This window comes from Devosia sp. P1_H9 (assembly GCF_056405135.1).
Genome location: NZ_JBFUCQ010000001.1, coordinates 541,225 through 558,978 on the forward strand (window position 1 = coordinate 541,225; position 17,754 = coordinate 558,978).

A 17,754-nucleotide genomic window follows, 5' to 3' on the forward strand; every position below is an offset into this window, starting at 1 on the left:
AATGGCACGCGTGTCGCTCAACGGTATCAAGAAGGTCTACGGCTCCACCGAGGTCATCAAGGGTGTCGACATCGACATCGCGGACGGTGAGTTCTGCGTGTTCGTCGGCCCGTCAGGCTGCGGCAAGTCGACCTTGCTCCGGATGATCGCCGGGCTCGAGGACATCTCGGGCGGCACGCTCACCATCGGCGACCGGGTGGTCAATGACCTGCCGCCCAAGGACCGCAGCATCGCCATGGTGTTCCAGAGCTACGCCATCTTCCCGCACATGACGGTGCGCGAGAACCTCGCTTTCGGCCTCACCATCGCCAAGGCCCCGAAGGCCGAAAAGGACGCCAAGGTCGCGGAAGCCGCGCGCATCCTGCAGATGGAGCACCTGCTCGAGCGCCGACCCAGCCAGCTCTCGGGCGGCCAGCGCCAGCGCGTCGCCATCGGCCGCGCTATCGTGCGTCACCCCGGCGTGTTCCTGTTCGACGAGCCGCTATCCAACCTCGATGCAGCGCTGCGCGTCGACATGCGCATGGAGCTCGCCAAGCTTCACGCCGACCTCGGGGCGACGATGATCTACGTTACCCACGACCAGGTCGAAGCCATGACGCTGGCCGACAAGATCGTGGTGCTCGACGCCGGTGTCGTCCAACAGATCGGCTCGCCGCTCGACCTCTACCATCGGCCGGCAAACCTGTTCGTCGCCGGTTTCATCGGCTCGCCGAAGATGAACCTGCTCAAGGCCCGCGTCGATGACGCCGATGCGACCAGCGTCAAGCTGTCGTCGAGTGACATTGGCACGCTGGTCCTTCCCCGCTCGAACGCCGCCGTGAGCAGCGGCGACGAGGTCACCATCGGCCTACGGCCGCATCACCTGGGCACCACCGGCGACCACCAGATTGGCGGCAAAGTGAAGCTCGTCGAGCGGCTCGGCAACGAAACCCTCGCTGCCATGACCCTCGCATCCGGCCAGCAGATCATCGTGGCGCTTCCCGGCGATGTGGACGTAGCCGTCGGCGAGGACCTGAACCTTGCGCCACAGCCCGAGAGGGCAAGTCTGTTCCTGGCCTCGGGGGCAGCGGTGCACTAACGCCAAAGTCTGAGGGAAGGCACTAGGCACAGACTATCAAATGCGCCCGTCTTGAACGTGTTGGAATGCAGAAGCATTCGCTGCAAGTTGAGCACATGGAGGGCGGCATGAAGGCAGAAACCGTCATCGGTCCGGTCGCGATCGTCGAAAAACACGACCGGCCTTATGTGGGGATACGGTTGAAGACCCCGTTTCCCGGAATGTTCGCTCGCGCCACGCGGGCGCTCAAGGACTTGCGGGCGTGGAGCAAGACCAACGGCCTCGAGGAGGAAGGTCCGTACTTCCTCCGCTACTATCATTGCGACATGAAGGACATCATGGATATCGAGGCCGGCTTCCTGACCGGGTCGGTCCCGCCAAACCACCCCCAGATCAAGGCCGGCTTGCTCCCCGGCGGCAAATTCGCCTCCCTTATCTACAGGGGCAACGGCCTGCGCGGCAATCAAGCGCTCATGAAGTGGGCGCGCGATACGGGAACCGCGTTTGAGCCGATCGACCCCACCCAGGCCGAGTCGTACGTGTGCCGCTACGAGGCCTATTTGACCGATCACCGGATCGAGCCAAGAAAGCTGCTCTGGGATGTGGAGTTATCGATCAAGATCGTTAGCTAGCGGCATTATTCCATCCGTACAGGGGCAAGGGCGGGCGCCGCGTGACCGGCAATCCGGCTCCCGTTCCAGCGCTTGCCTTCGCTAGAGCCTGGCGAGGCCCAGCCCCTCTGCCTTAGCTGCAGGCAGTGCCTACTTCGTGACCATCGCGCTCGCAAAATCCGCAGGTCGCGTTCTGCGGCGAGGCCGATCCACATAACAACTCATTGAAATCACTGTATTTCATAGAGTGGCACGTCGCTTGCTGGGTTGTATGCAGAGATTAGGAGCTAGGGTTCCGGCGTCGGCATCTTTCTAAAGAGCCGGCGTGTCTGGTCCGAGAGCACCCACCGGCGCGGGAGACATCCGCCCGGGACACGGCGGGACAAAAGCCCGGGAGACCTCGTAAGCCAAGGGATTGGCAGCGCGGGTCTTTACGCGCCCTCGCCAATCCCCAAGTCGAAACAGGGGATTGCGCATGAAGTTCACCAAACTGGTTTCCGCCCTCGCCCTCGCGGCCCTTGCCGCCAGCACGGCGACACTCGCCTTCGCGGCCGAAAAGACCGGCTTCAAGGTCGCCTGGTCGATCTATGTCGGCTGGATGCCCTGGGGCTACGCCGCTGACAACGGCATCGTCAAGAAGTGGGCCGACAAGTACGGCATCACCATCGAGGTCACCCAGTTCAACGACTACGTCGAGTCGATGAACCAATACACCGCCGGCGCCTATGACGCGGTGACCCTCACCAACATGGACGGCCTGTCGATCCCCGCCGCCGGCGGCGTCGACACCACCGCCGTCATCATCGGCGATTTCTCCGCCGGCAACGACGCGGTGATCCTCAAGGACAAGACCGCCCTCGCCGATATCAAGGGCCAACCGGTCAACCTCGTCGAGTTCTCGGTGAGCCACTACCTGCTCGCCCGCGCCCTCGAAAGCGCCGGGATGACCGAGCGCGACGTCAACGTCGTCAACACCTCCGACCCCGATATGGTCGGCGCCTTCCAGACCCCTGATGTCACCGCCATGGTGACCTGGAACCCGATGGTCTCCGAAATTGCCGCGCTTCCCGACGCCCACAAGGTATTCGACAGCTCGCAGATTCCTGGCGAGATCATCGACATGATGGTCGCTAACTCCGCCACGCTGAAGGACAACCCGAACTTCGGCAAGGCGCTGGCCGGCATCTGGTACGACACCATGGCCGTGATGACCGCCGACACCCCGGAAGGCGCCGCGGCTCGCGCCGCCATGGGCGCCGCCTCGGGCACCGACCAGGCCGGCTTCGAGTCCCAGCTCGCCGCCACCAAGCTGTTCCCGACGCCTGCCGAGGCCGTGGCCTTCACTGACAGCCCGGACCTCAAGGCCACCATGGACAAGGTCCGCACCTTCCTCTTCGACAAGAGCCTGCTCGGCTCCGGCGCCCCCTCAGCCGACGTGATCGGCATCGAGCTGCCGTCCGGCGAGGTCCTCGGCGATGCCAACAACATCAAGCTGCGGTTCTCCGACGCCTACATGAAGGAGGCCGCGGCGGGGTCGCTTTGACCAGACGGCGACGAACGGCGGACCGACCCCATGCGCCTGATCAACCTCAAGCCCACACGCACCAACCAGCTGCTCCTCGCGCTGGCGCCCTTCGTGCTGCTGGTGCTTGCCTATGCGCTGGGCTCGGCCGCCCGCCTCACCGAGAACCCCGCGGACAAGCTGCTACCGGCGCTCGGCTCACTGACCGACGCCATCAACCGCATGGCCTTCGTTGCCGATCCGCGCACCGGCGAATACCTGCTCTGGGGCGACACGCTTGCAAGCCTCGGGCGCCTGTTCACCGCGCTTGGTATCTCCACCGCCATCGCGCTCTGCTTCGGCATGATCATCGGCATGCTGCCCTATGCAAGGGCCCTGCTCGCCCCGTTCTTCGCCGCCGTCTCGATGGTCCCGCCGCTGGCGCTGCTGCCGATCCTGTTCATTGTCATGGGGCTGGGCGAGACCTCCAAGATAACCCTGATTGTCATCGGCGTCGCCCCGATCATGATCCGCGACCTGGCGCTCAAGGTCATGGAATTGCCGCGCGAGCAGACCGTGAAAGCCGAAACCCTGGGCGGCAATTCGTGGCAGATCGCACTCCGCGTCGTCCTCCCGCAGATCCTGCCCCGGCTCATCACTTGCCTCCGCCTGCAGCTCGGGCCGGCCTGGCTGTTCCTCATCGCCGCAGAAGCGATCTCCGCCGATTCCGGGCTCGGCTACCGCATCTTCCTCGTCCGCCGCTACCTGTCGATGGACGTGATCTTCCCCTACGTGATCTGGATCACGCTGCTCGCGGTCCTGACCAACGTCCTCCTCGATTGGCTGCGCATCCGCGTCTTCCCGTGGTCCGAACTGGGGAAGGCGTCATGATCGTCGTCGACAATGTCTGGAAAGAGTATGGCGACCAGATCGTGCTCGAGAAGGTGTCGCTCACCATCGAGGACCGCGCCTTCGTCGCGCTTGTCGGCCCCTCCGGCTGCGGCAAGACCACGTTCCTGAAACTGCTGCTTGGTGAAGAGCGGGCGACGCGGGGCACGATCACACTCGACGGCAAGCCGCTCTCACCCGAGCCCGGACCGAACCGCGGCGTCGTGTTCCAACGCTACTCGGTATTCCCGCACCTGACGGTGCTCGGCAACGTCCTCCTTGGCAAGGAGTTCGAAGCATCCCGCTTCCGCGCCCGCCTCGTCGGCCCCGCCCGCCGTGACGCCATCGAGGAAGCGCGCGGCCTGATCGCCGAAGTCGGGCTCACCGGCAGCGAGGACAAATACCCGGCCCAGCTATCGGGTGGCATGCAGCAGCGCCTCGCCCTGGCGCAGGCCCTGATCATGAAGCCGCGCGTCCTCCTCCTCGACGAGCCGTTCGGCGCGTTGGACCCCGGCATTCGTGCCGAAATCCATGTGCTGATGAAGCGGCTCTGGAACGAGACAAATCTCACCGTGGTGATGGTCACCCACGATATGCGCGAGGCCTTCACCCTCGGCACCCGCGTCATCGCCTTCGAGCGGCCGCGCAACCGTCCCGACGAGCGCGAGCGCTACGGCGCCTCTCTCAGCCAAGACATCGACATCTGGCCGCTGCGCCGCGCCGGCCAGCTTGATCCAGACAGCCCCGATCGGGACGACCCGATCCTCGAGGCGGGCGCCCCCCAGGACGACCTGGTTCCCGTACCTCAAGGAGCCCCGGCATGAGCCGAACGCCCGAACAGATCGCCGCCGATCGCGCGCGCTACGAAGCGCACCAGCAGTCCGGCCTCGCCTTCGCCGCCAAGGCGCTGCCTGAGGCTAGCCCCCTGCCGGCTGCGCCCATTGCAGCTGCCGACATCATCGCCACCGAAACCATTGCCGGCGGCTGGTCCTGGTCGACCCTGCTTCGCAAGGGCGAAGCACTGCGTATCGCGCAGGCCCACGGACCGGCCTCTGTCGCGCTCGTCTGCTGGGGTGCGAGGGATACCAGCGAACGGCTGAACCTGCCCGATACCGTCAAGGTGCAGTGGGACACGCGCGTGCAGAAGGGCCGCGTACTGTTCTCCGACATGGGCCGCGTCATGCTCTCGGTCACCGAGGATTCCTCCGGCGGCGCACATGACCTGCTGGTCGGAGGCTCGAACGCGGCCGCCAATGCCGCGAAGTACCCCGGCGCCATTACCCGCAATACGCGCGACAACCTTGTTCTCGCCGCAGGCAAGCTGGGCCTCGCCCGCCGTGACATCCCCATGGCGTTGACCCTGTTCGCGCCGGTCCGCGTCTCGGACGATGATGGCCATTTCGAGTGGCAGCCGGGGCTGCTTAACGGCGGCGACTATGTCGACCTCCGCGCCGAAATGGACCTGCTCGTTGCGCTGTCCAACTGTCCGCATCCGCTGGACCCGAGCCCGACCTACGCCCCGAACCCGGCGGAGATAACGCGTTATCGGGCCACGGTCGCCGCCGACGATCTCAGCCGCACAGCCACCGCCGAAGCCGTCCGCGGCTTCGAAAACAACGCCCGCGCGGAGGCCTGAGAAATGCGCAGCGAAGCCACCGCCATCCAGTCGCACTTCATCGCCGCCGAAGCCCCGTGGTCGGGCACCGTCAAGGCCGGCCAGACGATCCGCATCATCGACAGCGAAGGCCAGCAGGCAATCGACACGATCTTCTACCGCGCCGATGATTTCGCCGAGCGCTACTCCGCGCAGGACACGCTGCGCACCCAGGGCTCGGCCTATGTGGGCGTCGGCACCAAGGTCGTCTCCAACGAGGGCAACGTCATGCTCACCGTGGTCGCCGACACCTGCGGCCGCCACGACACCATGGCCGGCGCCTGCTCATGCGAGAGCAACACCGTCCGCTTCGGCCACGAGACGCGCTACCTCCACGCCTGCCGCGACAACTTCGTTATCGAGGTGACCAAGCACGGCATGACCAAGCGGGACATCGTCCCCAACATCAACTTCTTCATGAACGTGCCGATCGCGCCCTCAGGCGAGATGACCATCGTCGATGGGTTGAGCAAACCCGGCGACTACGTCGAACTCGTCGCCGAGATGGACGTGCTCTGCGTCATCTCCAACTGCCCGCAGATCAACAACCCCTGCAACGGCTTCAACCCGACGCCCATCAAGGTCCTGATCTGGGACGCAGAGTGATGTTCAGCAAAGTCCTCATTGCCAACCGCGGCGAGATCGCGGTGCGGATCATTCGCACGCTCAAACGCATGGGCATCGCCTCGGTCGCGGTCTATTCCGACGCCGACCGCTTCACCAAGGCGGTGCGGATGGCCGACGAGGCGGTGCGCCTCGGCCCAGCCCCGGCCGCCGAAAGCTACCTCAACGTCGACGCCGTCATCGCGGCGTGCAAAGCAACCGGCGCCGAGGCTGTGCACCCGGGCTATGGCTTTCTCAGCGAGAACACCAAATTCGCCCGCCGCCTCGAAGCCGAAGGCATCACCTTCATTGGCCCGACGCCCGAGAACATCGAGTCCTTCGGCCTCAAGCACACCGCCCGCGAGCTGGCCGAAACCAATGGCGTGCCGCTGCTCCCTGGCACCGGCCTGCTCGCGACGCTCGACGAGGCGCTTACCGCGGCCGAGACTATCGGCTACCCGGTGATGCTGAAATCCACCGCTGGTGGCGGCGGTATCGGCATGTCGCTCTGTGCCGACGCCGCGGCCCTCGCGGCCGCCTTCGAGGGCGTGCAGCGCACGGCTCGCGCCAGCTTTGGCGACGCCCGCGTCTTCCTCGAGCGCTTCGTCTCCGATGCGCGCCATGTCGAGGTGCAACTGTTCGGCGACGGCAAGGGCAAGGTCATCGCGCTCGGCGAACGCGATTGCTCGCTACAGCGCCGCAACCAGAAGGTAGTCGAGGAAACGCCGGCGCCTGGTCTTTCCGCCACAACCCGCTATCGGCTGCACGAGGCCGCCACCAATCTCGGCCGAGCCGTCGGCTATCGTTCCGCCGGCACGGTGGAGTTCATTTACGATCCGGTGCGCGAAGAGTTCTACTTCCTCGAGGTCAACACGCGCCTCCAGGTCGAGCATCCAGTCACCGAGGCGGTGTTCGGCATCGACCTCGTCGAGTGGATGATCCGCCAGGCGGCAGGCGAGGATGTGATCCCCGCAAAACCCCTATCGCCCAAGGGCGCGGCGATAGAGGTCCGGCTCTATGCGGAAATCCCGCATGCCAACTTCCAGCCCAGCGCCGGCCTCCTCACCGAGGTGAAGTTTGGCGAGGCGCGCGTCGACACCTGGGTCGAGACCGGCACCGAGGTCACCAGTTTTTACGATCCGATGCTGGCCAAGATCATCGTCGCTGCCGGCGATCGTCCCGCGGCGATCGAGAAGCTCCGCGCGGCGCTGGCTGAAACCAGCATCTCCGGCATCGAGACCAACCTCCAATATCTCAGCGCCATCGCCGCGTCCGACCTGCTCGCCTCAGGCAAGGTCGCGACGACAGCACTTCGAACCTTCGCCTTCAGCCCCGACGTCATCGAGGTAATCGCACCGGGCGCGCAGTCCTCACTGCAGGAACTGCCCGGCCGGCTCGGGCTCTGGCACGTCGGCGTGCCGCCTTCAGGACCGATGGATGAGCGCAGCTTCCGCCACGCCAACCGGCTCGTGGGCAATGCCGACGAAACCGCGGCGCTCGAGCTCACCGTCTCCGGCCCGACGCTGCGCTTCCATTCGCCCGCCACCGTCGCGCTCGCCGGCGCTCAAATGCCGATGAAGCTCGACGGTGCTCCATTGGCGCACAACGAGCCGATCGTGATTGGTGCCGGTCAGGTCCTCAGCATCGGGACCATCGAAGGTCCCGGCCAACGCGCGTACCTCGCCATCTCGGGAGGGGTCGCAGCCCCGGTCGTACTCGGCTCCCGCGCCACCTTCGCGCTTGGCAAGTTCGGCGGCCATGCCACCGGCACGCTCCGCGCCGGCGAGGTCCTGCACCTCGCCAACGCGCCCCAAGCCACGAAGCCAGCCGACGATCCTGCCCCGCTCACTCGCGAGTGGGAAGTCGGCGTCCTCTACGGCCCGCACGGCGCGCCCGACTTCTTCCTCACCGAAGACATCGAGACGCTGTTCTCGACGGCCTACGAGGTCCACTTCAACTCGGCCCGCACCGGCGTCCGCCTCATCGGGCCGGCGCCGAAATGGGCACGTACCGATGGCGGCGAGGCGGGTCTCCATCCGTCCAACCTCCACGACAACGCCTACGCGGTCGGTGCCATCGACTTCACCGGCGACATGCCCATCATCCTCGGCCCCGACGGTCCGAGCCTCGGCGGCTTCGTCTGCCCGGCGGTGATGGCGCGCGACGAGCTGTGGAAGCTTGGCCAGTTCAAGCCGGGTGACACCATCCGCTTTGTCCCCGTCGCGCGGCCGGATGATAAGGTCGCCGGGCCCGCGATCCATCGGCCGAGCGAGGCCGGTTCGGCCATCGTGGGCCATTCCCACAACGGACCCGTCCCGGTCGTCTACCGGCGGCAGGGCGACGACAATCTGCTGGTCGAATACGGCCCGATGGCGCTCGATCTCGCGCTGCGTTTGCGCGTTCATCTGTTGATGGAATCCGTTCATCAGGAGGGCAAACTCGGGGCAAAGAACGGGATTATCGACCTCACTCCCGGCATCCGTTCGCTCCAGATCCACTACGATTCGACCCGATTGAGCCGCGACCATCTCCTCGGCCTCCTCGCCGAGATCGAGCAGTCCCTACCTCGGCCGGAAGAGGTCACCGTACCCTCCCGCATCGTCCACCTGCCGCTCAGCTGGAACGATCCGGACGCCCAACTGGCCATGAGGAAGTACCAGGAACTGGTCCGCCCGAACGCCCCATGGTGTCCGGACAACATCGAATTCATTCGTCGTATCAACGGCTTGCCTGATATCGACGCGGTCAAGAGGACGATCTTCGACGCCAGCTATCTCGTCCTCGGCCTCGGCGACGTTTATCTAGGCGCCCCCGTCGCAACCCCGATGGACCCGCGCCACCGGCTCGTCACCACCAAGTACAACCCGGCCCGCACCTGGACCCCCGAGAACGCCGTCGGCATCGGCGGCGCCTATATGTGCATCTATGGCATGGAGGGTCCCGGCGGTTACCAGCTCTTCGGTCGTACCATCCAGGTCTGGAACACCTGGCGCCAGACCCCGGAGTTTGCCGCTAACAAGCCGTGGCTGCTCAATTTTTTCGACCAGATCCGGTTCTTCCCGGTCAGCCACGACGAGCTCATGGAAGCCCGTGCCGCCTTCCCGCACGGCGGCTATCCCGTCCGCATCGAAGAGACCAAGCTCTCCTACGCCGACTACGCCGCCAAGCTCGCCCGCAACGCCGGCAGCATCGCCGCCTTCAAGCACACCCAGCAGTCCGCCTTCGAAGCCGAACGGCAGCGCTGGAAGGACGAAGGGCTCGATAGCTTCATCGCCGATGAAAGCGCAAGTGCTTCCGACGCAAGCGAAATCCCGTCCGGCCACTTCGGCGTCGCGACTTCGGTGCCCGGCAATATCTGGAAGATCCTGGTCGAGGACGGCGCCCACGTCGAAGCCGGCCAGCCCGTCGCCATCATCGAATCCATGAAGATGGAAATCACCATCACCGCCCACGAAGCCGGCGCCGTTCGGGACGTCCGAGCCGGGCCAGGGCGCAACGTAAAAACCGGCGACATCATCATCGTACTGGAGGAGATCTAGATGGCCGAAACCGACGCACTCTTGCCAATTGTCGTGGTGGGCGCACACCTGAGCGGCCTGCCTCTCAACCATGAACTCACCGGTCCCGGCGGGCAGTTGATCAAGCGCGGCCGCACGGCCGGCGACTATCGGCTCTACGCGCTGCCCAACACCACCCCGCCCAAGCCGGGCCTGGTGCGCGAGCCTGGCTATGCCGGTCCCGGCCTCGAGGTCGAGGTCTGGGCCCTGCCCGCCGACGCCTTCGGCCGCTTCGTGGCAAAGATCCCGTCGCCGCTCGGCATCGGCAAGGTATCGCTCGACGACGGCAGCTCGGTCTCCGGCTTCCTCTGCGAGGCCCACGCCATTGCCGGTGCCGAGGAGATCACCCGCTTCGGCGGCTGGCGTGCATTCTTGCAGGAGAAGTCGCGATGAGAGGCTCCATCTTCACCACCATTGCCTGGCTTCTGGAGTGCCTGCGCGATGGATTGGCCGCCCGCAAGGGCGTTGCGTGGTCAAGGGGCACCGCGGGCACAGGCAAACGACCGACTCCAGGTACTTGAGAGGCCCGCGAGGCATCGCGAGACCAATGCAAGCACGCCATCGCCGCTGAATTGTTGGCACCGAACGCCAGCCGGAGCGTTGCAGTGTGTGTTGAGTGCTTTCCAGCCGGCCTGGTCAGGAAGCGCTGATCCTCGACAATAGAGGTAGTCGCATGACCTTTATCTTGCACGCCGTCGCGCCACCGCTGCGGGGCTATGTCAACTTCTTCTATGTGGCGCGGGGGTCGATGCCCTACCGACGCGACGGAATTTTCCCAACGGCGTCGACTGATCTCAAGTTCAACTTCGGCGACCCTTGGCGCGTCCGTGAGCGCTCGGAGGGTCCGGTGATTTCCGTCTGCACCGAAAGCTGGTGTCTGGGTATCTGGAACCGGCGCCACCTGGTGGAGTGGCCTGCGCAGACCGAATTTCTAGGTGTAAGTTTCCGGCCCGGCGGGGCCTACGCCTTCTTCGGCGTACCGTTGTCCGAGATGCACAATCGCGTGGTGTCGCTCGACGCCATATGGGGTAGCGCCGCCTCCGAGATCCGCGAACGTCTCTACGAGGCGGCAACCCCCGAACGACGATTTGCGCTGCTCGAAGAAGTGCTGCTGGCGCGGCTCAGTGAACAGCCGGACGCGGCGCGAATCGTGGACCACGTTGCAGGACGTATCGCGCGGCGGCACGGCGGGGCGAGGATCAGCGAACTCTGCGGCGAAGTCGGTGTCAGCCATAAGCACCTTATCACGCTGTTCAATCGCGTGGTGGGCTGCACACCAAGAGAGCTTGCCCGGCTTTGCCGGTTCCAGCACGCACTCGAGAGCATCGACGTGACCGAGCCGGTCCGCTGGACGACCCTCGCTCACGACAGCGACTATTTCGACCAGTCCCACTTCAGCCGAGACTTCACTGCCTTCGCCGAGCTCAATCCCACGGCCTACCTCCAGCAGCGGCGATCGGTTTACGCCGAGCGGCCTGACCACGCGATGGTCCCGTGGATGCTCCCCGCCGGTTAAATTTGTACAAGCGGTGTTCCCCACGGAAATCCTATCGTGGGGTTTGGACGGCCAGCGGTTCGCCGCCGAGGCCAAGCAAACGCGCCAGTTCGCCCGCCGCGATCTCCCCCCGCAGGCTCGGTGCAACTCAGCTGTTAGGAGCCAGACATGGATACGCCAACCCCGCTTGGGACCGCGATCGGTCGCGCGTCGGCACGCTTGTTGAGCAGGCGGCAGTTCATCTGGAACGGTTTAGCGGGCGCCGTCATTTGCACTGCATCAATGGTGCGCCAGGTATCGGCCGAGGAGGCGAGCGTGGACGCAAACACCGTGACGTCGAAAGACGGGACTCGCATCGCCTTCGATCGATCCGGTGACGGGCCGGCGCTTGTCCTCGTCGGCGGCGCCCTCAGCGAGCGCTCGGCGTGGGCGCCGGTGGCCAAGCTCCTCGCGCCACACTTCACGGTTTTCAGCTACGATCGCCGAGGCCGAGGCGATAGTGGGGACACGGCGCCGTACGCGGTTGAGCGGGAGATCGAAGATCTCGAGGCCATCATTGACGAAGCCGGTGGGACGGCCTTTGTCCATGGCCAGTCTTCTGGTGCCGTCCTTGCCCTTAAGACAACAGCGTGGCTTCCCACCAAGGTCCAGAAGCTATCGCTGTACGAGCCACCGTTCATCACTGACGACAGCCGTCCGCCGCCGCCTGAGGACTATGTCACTCACATCAACGAGTTGATCGCAGCCGATCGCCGCGGGGAGGCAGTGGAGTACTGGACGACAGACTTGGTGCTCGCGCCGGCCGAAGTGGTTGCCAAGATGAAGAGCGACCCATCATGGCCGGCGCTCGAGGCCGTGGCGCACACCCTGCTCTACGACATCGCCGTGCTTGGCGACGGCATGGCCGGCAAGCCACTGCAGGCTGAGGAATGGGCGAGCGCCACAGTGCCCACGCTGGTGATGGACGGCGGAGCGAGCCCCCAGTGGATCCGGAACTCGGCTCGCGGGCTGGTGGACGTCCTTCCGGATGCTGAGCACAAGACGCTCGAGGGGCAGATGCACAACGCCGCGCCAGACGTTCTCGCCCCGGCAATCGAGTGGTTCTTCCTCGGTGAGGCTGCCAGCAGCTAAGGCACTCGCCGTTACGTCATCGCCAAATACTCAAGAACGGAGAAAACGCAAATGGCAAAGCTCGAGCACATCAACCCCAAAGGCATGCACAAGAACCCTGCCTTCTCGCAGGGGATCATTATCCCCGCTGGCGCGGCGACACTGATCATCGGCGGGCAGAATGCAGTCGACGAGAAGGGTGAAGTCGTCGGCAAGGGAGACACCGCGGCGCAGACGACCCAGGCGGTCGACAACCTCATCACGGTGCTGGAAGCCGCGGGAGGCAAGCTTGAAAATCTTGTCCGCGTCGGCCTTCTCCTGCGCGACGACGCCGACCTCAAGGCTGGTTTCGGCGCCTGGATGGCACGCGCCGGCAAGCTGAAGAACCCGCCGACCGTGACAACGGCGATTGTCTCGCAACTGGCCAATCCCGACTACCTCATCGAGATCGAAGCGACGGCCGTCTTGTCCTGATCAGGACGCGACGAGAACCCATGCCGCGACCGGCGCAACCCGGTCGCGGCAAGCGAGTCTAGCCGTGCAGAGCTTCGCGTACCGCCTGCACAATGTCGGCATCGTCGGGAAAGTACCCCTTGCGTCGCGCTGTCACCACCTGACCCGCTACCGCGACTTGGAAGACGCCGCCTTTTCCAGGGTTCAGCTCCGCGAGAAGGCCGAGTTCATCGGCTAAACTCTCCGCGGCCCTCTTGGCGCGGCTCTCATAGCCGCACGGCACACAATAGGTGATCGTGACCTGCTCTTGGCGTTCGGCTCTCGCTGTTCCGTTGCCGGCTGCATGCTCAACATCTGCGATCATCCGTTCCTCCATACCAGTTCAATACGGACGACCGTATTAACATCAGAGAACCTTGACTTCAATACGGTCGTACGTATTTTGGATGACATGCCCAAACCATCCGCCAAGAACAAGATTATCGCTGCTGGCCTGACCGTGATGTTCCGCCAGGGCTATCACGGCGCCGGTGTGAGGGATGTCGTGGGCGAGGCCGGGGTTCCCCAGGGCTCGTTCACGAACCACTTCCGATCGAAAGAGGATTTCGCGGCTGAGGTTCTGAACCTCTACTTCGCCTCGATCCGGGAGCGGATCGCCGAGTCCCTCCTCAATGGCGATCTTGCACCACGCGAGCGACTGCGACGGTACCTGGACCTCATCTCGGATCGGCTCGCTGCCGATGGCTATGCGAGGGGATGCTTGATTGGAGACTTCAGCCTGGAAGTCGTCCAGGAGAGCGAAGCGCTGCGACAGCATCTCATCGGGATCTACCAGGAGTGGCTGCAACCCTTTGCCGAATGCATCGCAGAGGCTCAGTCAGCCGGTGAAATTGACAGCAAGTTCGCTCCCCAGGATCTGGCGGAGTTTCTGCTTGCCTCCTGGGAAGGGGCGATCATGCGCATGAAAGTGGAGCGTTCGGACGCGCCGCTGAGGCGGTTCAAGGATATCGCTTTCGCTACGGTTTTCGGTCCGCGGACGTCGTAGTCGCGATCTTGTCGTCTCGGTATTCAGCGAGGAACTGGAAGGTGACACCATGATGCACTCGGACCAGTTGCACATCGATACCGATATCGTTCGCCAGATGGTCTTCGATCAGTTCCCGGAGTATCGCGACGAGCGGATCGAGCAGGTTGGCGCCGTTGGCACGGTCAATGCGACCTTCAGGATTGGATCGAGTGTAGCGGCAAGGTTCCCCCTGCGCGCCACGGATCCGGTCGGATGCGCCGACATGCTGCGCAGCGAAACCGCCGCGATGATGGAATTTGCGGCGCATTCTCCGTTTGCCTGCCCTCGCTCGATCGGGCTTGGTCAGCCCGGCCCGCTCTATCCGTTGCCTTGGGCGATACAGACTTGGATCGAAGGCGATGTCGCCACGCCGGATCGGCTTGCTGCTTCAGCGACCTTCGCGCTCGACATTGCCAACCTGATCGCGTCGCTGCGCGCCGTGAACCCACATGGCCGCCGTTTTGATGGCCAAGGTAGGGGTGGCAGTCTTCCCGACCACGACGACTGGATGTCGACCTGTTTCGAGAACAGCGAGGGTCATATGGACGTGCCTCGGCTCAGTCGCATCTGGGCTCGGCTGCGTCAGTTACCGCCAGCCGGGCCCGACGTCATGAGCCACCGGGATCTTATTCCGGCGAACCTCCTCGTGCGTGGGGACCGCCTTGTGGGCGTCCTCGACACCGGCAGCTTCGGACCGGCCGATCCGGCCTTGGATCTTGTCGCCGCGTGGCATCTCCTTGATCGCAAGCAGCGCGAAATCGTCCGCACTCATCTTGGATCAAGCGACGTCGAGTGGAAGCGCGGAGCGGCATGGGCCTTTCAGCAGGCCATGGGCCTAGTCTGGTACTACCGCAGCACCAACCCAGCAATGAGCGCACTTGGGCGCAGCACGCTCTCTCGCATCCTCGACGATCCGGAGATCTGATGCCAGCGTCGGACGCCGTCGGCGAGGTGGTGGCACTCGGGCCCGAAGTGACGCGTTTCCGCGTCGGCGATCGCGTCTTGGGACAGGTAGTTGCCGATTGGCCCGATGGTGATGCGCCGCCGGTGTTGCACAAGCAGACGCTGGGGTGTCGCTGCCCGGGGTGCTGGCACGCCATGTGGTGTTCGGCGAGGACGCCGCGGTAATGGCACCGGCCTCTCTCAGTGACCACGAAGCCGCGACCTTGCCGATCGCGGCGCTCACCGCCTGGTCCGCATTGGTCGAGTCCGGTCAGTCGCAGCCGGGCACGACTGTGCTTATCGAAGGAACCGGCGGCGTGGCGTTATTTGCGCTGCAATTCGCGCTGGCCTTCGGACAGGTGCCAATCGTGCTGTCCCGCCACGCCGACAAGCTCGAACGCACGCGGGCGCTCGGGGCAAAGCTCGGGGTCGATACCAGCGCGACACCCAACTGGACCGCCGAGGTGCGATCGCTCACCGGCGGGCGCGGCGTCGACCATGTGCTGGAGCTGATCGGCGGCGCCAATCTGCGGCAGTCGATCGAGACGGCAGCGGCCGACGGGCGAGTGTCCCTCATCGGCCAGCTTGCGGGCGCCGAGGTGACGTTGCCAACGCCGACGCTCACGCGCAACCGCATCACGCTCCAAGGGATCGCCACAGGCTCCCAGCGGCAGTTCGAGCGCATGAACACGGCAATCGAGGCGCTGGGCATCAGGCCGGTGATCGATGCCGTCTACCCGTTCGAAGCGGCACGCAAGGCGTTCGAGCACCAGCGGCGCGGACCATTTGGCAAGGTTGTGATCGGCGTCGCCTGAAGGACACGATCGACGAGCGCGGAACCTCCGCTGGCGGGCCGCACCAACTGCGTCAATCCGCTCCCCCGTGCGACACCGTCGCGCAGGGTTTCGGCTTGCCCAACGCCTATCCTGAGGCTCTCCAAGCGAGGACGACGCCATGGCCCAGGACTTTGCTTATCCCACCGACGGCGCGCTGCGCCGCTATTTTGCCGAGGGCGATTTCCTCGATGGGCAGTCGGTGCCGCTGCCGCATCCCGCCCCCGACGCCGCCGATCTGACGATCGCCACGTTCTTTCATATGCCCGGATGGGTCATGGCTTTACTGGGGCTCCGCAACGCACTGGTTGCGCCCCTGGGTCTAAAGACCGGCGGGCCCGAGGATTTGCGTCCTCCGACCCGCGAGGAAATCGTCAGCTGCAGCTATGCCGGCATTTTTGAGGTGCACTCGGCGACGCCGGATGAGGTGGTCCTGGGGGCCAACGACAAGCATCTCGACTTTCGCGTCTCGATCCTGCGGTCGGTGCACGACGACCTCGTCGCCATCAGCACCTGGGTGCGACCGCACAATGGTTTGGGTCGCGCCTACCTTGCGGCGGTCTATCCATTCCACCGCATCATCGTGGCGCGCTGCCTGGCCAACGCGGCACGAGCAGGCATCGTGGCGGCCTGACCTACTCTTCCGGAATCCCGGGGGTGATCGCCGGCATCCTGCTTCTTGTCGCCAACCGAGGGGCGCAGCCCAGTCGGTCACGATCCGACGGGGGCAGCAGCTGACGCCAGAGTCGTCCATGCGCCCATGGCGAGGGTGATGACGGGCTCGAGTTCGGCCCGGCTGGCACCGTCGCGAGCCTGCATCGATAGGCCGTGCATCACAGTGGTGTAGTAGCGGGCGATGGCGTCGAGGCTGTCAGTCGAGACGGCAAGGTCGCCGTCGCCGATGCCTCGGACGAGCCGCTCCCTGATCTCGTTGAACTGCGCCCGGCGAGCCCCCGCCAGAAGTTCCCGCACGGGGTGATTTTCCACGGCGCCCGTCGGTGCCGCGAGGACCAGCATGCAGCCGCGCGGCGCGTCACCGGGCGCGTCATCGTCACGGGCCTGCCCGCCGGCGAGGCATCGCTCAGCAATTGGGACCTCGTCTACAAGCATCAGGTCCAGGTCGTCGGCTTCAACATGGGTATGCTGATCCGGGCCGCTCCGCAGATGTTCGGCGAGGTCATGGGCGAGCTGTTCAGGCTCATCGCAAGTGGCGTGTTATCGCCCGTCCAGCCAACCATCTACGAACTCGCTGAGGGGCCGAAAGCCCTCTCGGAGTTGGCCGGCCGCTCCAGCGTCGGCAAGCTGGGGTTGAAGCTCTGAACTGGCGTCGCCCGTTCGCGCGGCGCAAAGCCTGGCCACCTTGATCACAGGCTGGCTCTCGCCGCCCATTCCGTAGAGCGCCCCTCCGATTACGCCATCTGCATCGCGGCAAAAGCCGGCGCTATTGCCGTTCCGCAGCCCGGTGGTTCGCGAGCGAGGTCGGCATGGTCGTGGGTATCTCCGTCAGACCCTCCCGCCGCTGGAATTTCCACCTGCCGCCGACTTTGACCAGCCTGTCGCGATGCCGCCCGAAGGCAGCGAGCGTCGGGCGGTCGTCCGCATGGCGAACGATCATTGCCCAACTGACATTGGTTTCGGCGCTCTCGCCAGTGAGCGTAACCAGCGGGTTGGAAATGATGTGGAACGTTCGGCCCCGCTCGCTGCTGAGCCCCCCTTCAAGCAGGCTGCGAATTGCACTCGGTCCCGTCGCGCGCCCTAACGGCTCGAGGATCACTTCGCCGTCCTCAGCGAAGAGTGCCGCAAGCTTCGGCCAGTCCCGTTCATCTAGGTAATGTCCGTAGTCGGTGAAGAGGCGGTTGATCGCCTGCAAATCCTCGAGCCGTTCGAGGCGAATGGAGACGTCGGAATCGGAACGAATGGCCATAAGGCTCTCCTCAAGGGTGAACTGCCGCCATGGCGTGCGCCAGATGCGGTTCGATTGCGA

General features: G+C 64.9%; 20 protein-coding genes, 1 pseudogene and 1 riboswitch. Of the genes and pseudogenes, 18 read left to right on the plus strand and 3 right to left on the minus strand.

Annotated features, from left to right (window positions below):
- The first annotated feature begins 1 nt into the window (after position 1).
- The 12 genes and pseudogenes from AC1DYL_RS02745 (at position 2) to AC1DYL_RS02800 (ending at position 12,950) form a co-directional block, all read left to right on the plus strand.
- On the plus strand, positions 2-1,078 hold the full coding sequence (locus AC1DYL_RS02745) for an ABC transporter ATP-binding protein (RefSeq protein ID WP_477148562.1): 1,077 nt from the start codon (positions 2-4) through the stop codon (positions 1,076-1,078).
- Positions 1,079-1,185: 107 nt separating this feature from the next.
- Positions 1,186-1,689 (plus strand): GyrI-like domain-containing protein, encoded by a 504-nt coding sequence (locus tag AC1DYL_RS02750; RefSeq protein ID WP_477171975.1) that lies wholly within the window; start codon positions 1,186-1,188, stop codon positions 1,687-1,689.
- A 255-nt stretch (positions 1,690-1,944) separates the two neighbouring features.
- A riboswitch (guanidine-I (ykkC/yxkD leader) is annotated at positions 1,945-2,067 on the plus strand.
- A gap of 76 nt (positions 2,068-2,143) precedes the next feature.
- Positions 2,144-3,211 (plus strand): putative urea ABC transporter substrate-binding protein, encoded by a 1,068-nt coding sequence (locus AC1DYL_RS02755; RefSeq protein ID WP_477171976.1) that lies wholly within the window; start codon positions 2,144-2,146, stop codon positions 3,209-3,211.
- Between the two features lie 30 nt (positions 3,212-3,241).
- Positions 3,242-4,060 carry an ABC transporter permease gene (locus AC1DYL_RS02760; RefSeq protein ID WP_477171977.1) on the plus strand — a complete coding sequence of 273 codons (819 nt, stop codon included), beginning with the start codon at positions 3,242-3,244 and terminating at the stop codon, positions 4,058-4,060.
- On the plus strand, positions 4,057-4,881 hold the full coding sequence (locus AC1DYL_RS02765) for an ABC transporter ATP-binding protein (RefSeq protein ID WP_477171978.1): 825 nt from the start codon (positions 4,057-4,059) through the stop codon (positions 4,879-4,881). The genes AC1DYL_RS02760 and AC1DYL_RS02765 overlap by 4 nt, the downstream gene beginning before the upstream one ends.
- Positions 4,878-5,693, plus strand: a complete 816-nt coding sequence (locus tag AC1DYL_RS02770) for an urea amidolyase associated protein UAAP1 (protein WP_477171979.1) — start codon at positions 4,878-4,880, stop codon at positions 5,691-5,693. The genes AC1DYL_RS02765 and AC1DYL_RS02770 overlap by 4 nt, the downstream gene beginning before the upstream one ends.
- A gap of 3 nt (positions 5,694-5,696) precedes the next feature.
- On the plus strand, positions 5,697-6,317 hold the full coding sequence (locus AC1DYL_RS02775) for an urea amidolyase associated protein UAAP2 (RefSeq protein WP_477171980.1): 621 nt from the start codon (positions 5,697-5,699) through the stop codon (positions 6,315-6,317).
- On the plus strand, positions 6,317-9,853 hold the full coding sequence (gene uca, locus AC1DYL_RS02780; protein ID WP_477171981.1) for an urea carboxylase: 3,537 nt from the start codon (positions 6,317-6,319) through the stop codon (positions 9,851-9,853). The genes AC1DYL_RS02775 and uca overlap by 1 nt, the downstream gene beginning before the upstream one ends.
- A 27-nt stretch (positions 9,854-9,880) precedes the next feature.
- Positions 9,881-10,264 (plus strand): annotated as a pseudogene (locus tag AC1DYL_RS02785) (allophanate hydrolase-related protein); the annotation flags it as partial.
- A 280-nt stretch (positions 10,265-10,544) separates the two neighbouring features.
- The gene (locus tag AC1DYL_RS02790; protein ID WP_477171982.1) at positions 10,545-11,387 is read left to right on the plus strand and encodes a helix-turn-helix domain-containing protein; all 843 of its coding nucleotides are present in this window, start codon (positions 10,545-10,547) and stop codon (positions 11,385-11,387) included.
- 147 nt (positions 11,388-11,534) lie between these two features.
- Positions 11,535-12,497, plus strand: coding sequence for an alpha/beta fold hydrolase (locus tag AC1DYL_RS02795; RefSeq protein WP_477171983.1), 963 nt, complete (start codon positions 11,535-11,537; stop codon positions 12,495-12,497).
- A gap of 51 nt (positions 12,498-12,548) precedes the next feature.
- Entirely contained in the window at positions 12,549-12,950 is a 402-nt protein-coding gene (locus AC1DYL_RS02800) for a RidA family protein (protein ID WP_477148552.1), read from the plus strand.
- 58 nt (positions 12,951-13,008) lie between these two features.
- Here the strand turns inward: AC1DYL_RS02800 and AC1DYL_RS02805 are convergent, their stop codons facing one another.
- Positions 13,009-13,293 carry a SelT/SelW/SelH family protein gene (locus AC1DYL_RS02805; RefSeq protein ID WP_477171984.1) on the minus strand — a complete coding sequence of 95 codons (285 nt, stop codon included), beginning with the start codon at positions 13,291-13,293 and terminating at the stop codon, positions 13,009-13,011.
- 87 nt (positions 13,294-13,380) lie between these two features.
- On the opposite strand from AC1DYL_RS02805, the gene AC1DYL_RS02810 reads away from it, so the two are divergent.
- From AC1DYL_RS02810 to AC1DYL_RS02830, 5 genes are all read left to right on the plus strand, one after another.
- Positions 13,381-13,974 (plus strand): TetR/AcrR family transcriptional regulator, encoded by a 594-nt coding sequence (locus AC1DYL_RS02810; RefSeq protein ID WP_477172029.1) that lies wholly within the window; start codon positions 13,381-13,383, stop codon positions 13,972-13,974.
- Positions 13,975-14,023: 49 nt separating this feature from the next.
- Positions 14,024-14,920, plus strand: coding sequence for an aminoglycoside phosphotransferase family protein (locus tag AC1DYL_RS02815; RefSeq protein ID WP_477171985.1), 897 nt, complete (start codon positions 14,024-14,026; stop codon positions 14,918-14,920).
- Positions 14,920-15,123, plus strand: coding sequence for an alcohol dehydrogenase catalytic domain-containing protein (locus AC1DYL_RS02820; RefSeq protein WP_477171986.1), 204 nt, complete (start codon positions 14,920-14,922; stop codon positions 15,121-15,123). Before AC1DYL_RS02815 ends, AC1DYL_RS02820 begins: the two co-directional genes overlap by 1 nt.
- Entirely contained in the window at positions 15,066-15,752 is a 687-nt protein-coding gene (locus AC1DYL_RS02825) for a zinc-dependent alcohol dehydrogenase family protein (RefSeq protein ID WP_477171987.1), read from the plus strand. Before AC1DYL_RS02820 ends, AC1DYL_RS02825 begins: the two co-directional genes overlap by 58 nt.
- A gap of 139 nt (positions 15,753-15,891) precedes the next feature.
- Positions 15,892-16,404 carry a DUF2867 domain-containing protein gene (locus AC1DYL_RS02830; protein ID WP_477171988.1) on the plus strand — a complete coding sequence of 171 codons (513 nt, stop codon included), beginning with the start codon at positions 15,892-15,894 and terminating at the stop codon, positions 16,402-16,404.
- A gap of 77 nt (positions 16,405-16,481) precedes the next feature.
- Here AC1DYL_RS02830 and AC1DYL_RS02835 read toward each other — a convergent pair whose 3' ends face one another.
- Positions 16,482-16,742, minus strand: a complete 261-nt coding sequence (locus tag AC1DYL_RS02835; protein WP_477171989.1) for a hypothetical protein — start codon at positions 16,740-16,742, stop codon at positions 16,482-16,484.
- Between the two features lie 3 nt (positions 16,743-16,745).
- Between AC1DYL_RS02835 and AC1DYL_RS02840 the strand changes: the two genes are divergently transcribed.
- Positions 16,746-17,090: a zinc-binding dehydrogenase gene (locus AC1DYL_RS02840; RefSeq protein ID WP_477171990.1), complete on the plus strand. Its 345-nt coding sequence runs from the start codon at positions 16,746-16,748 to the stop codon at positions 17,088-17,090.
- A gap of 121 nt (positions 17,091-17,211) precedes the next feature.
- On the opposite strand, the gene AC1DYL_RS02845 is transcribed toward AC1DYL_RS02840, so the two are convergent.
- The gene (locus AC1DYL_RS02845; protein WP_477171991.1) at positions 17,212-17,694 is read right to left on the minus strand and encodes a nuclear transport factor 2 family protein; all 483 of its coding nucleotides are present in this window, start codon (positions 17,692-17,694) and stop codon (positions 17,212-17,214) included.
- Positions 17,695-17,754 lie beyond the last annotated feature (60 nt).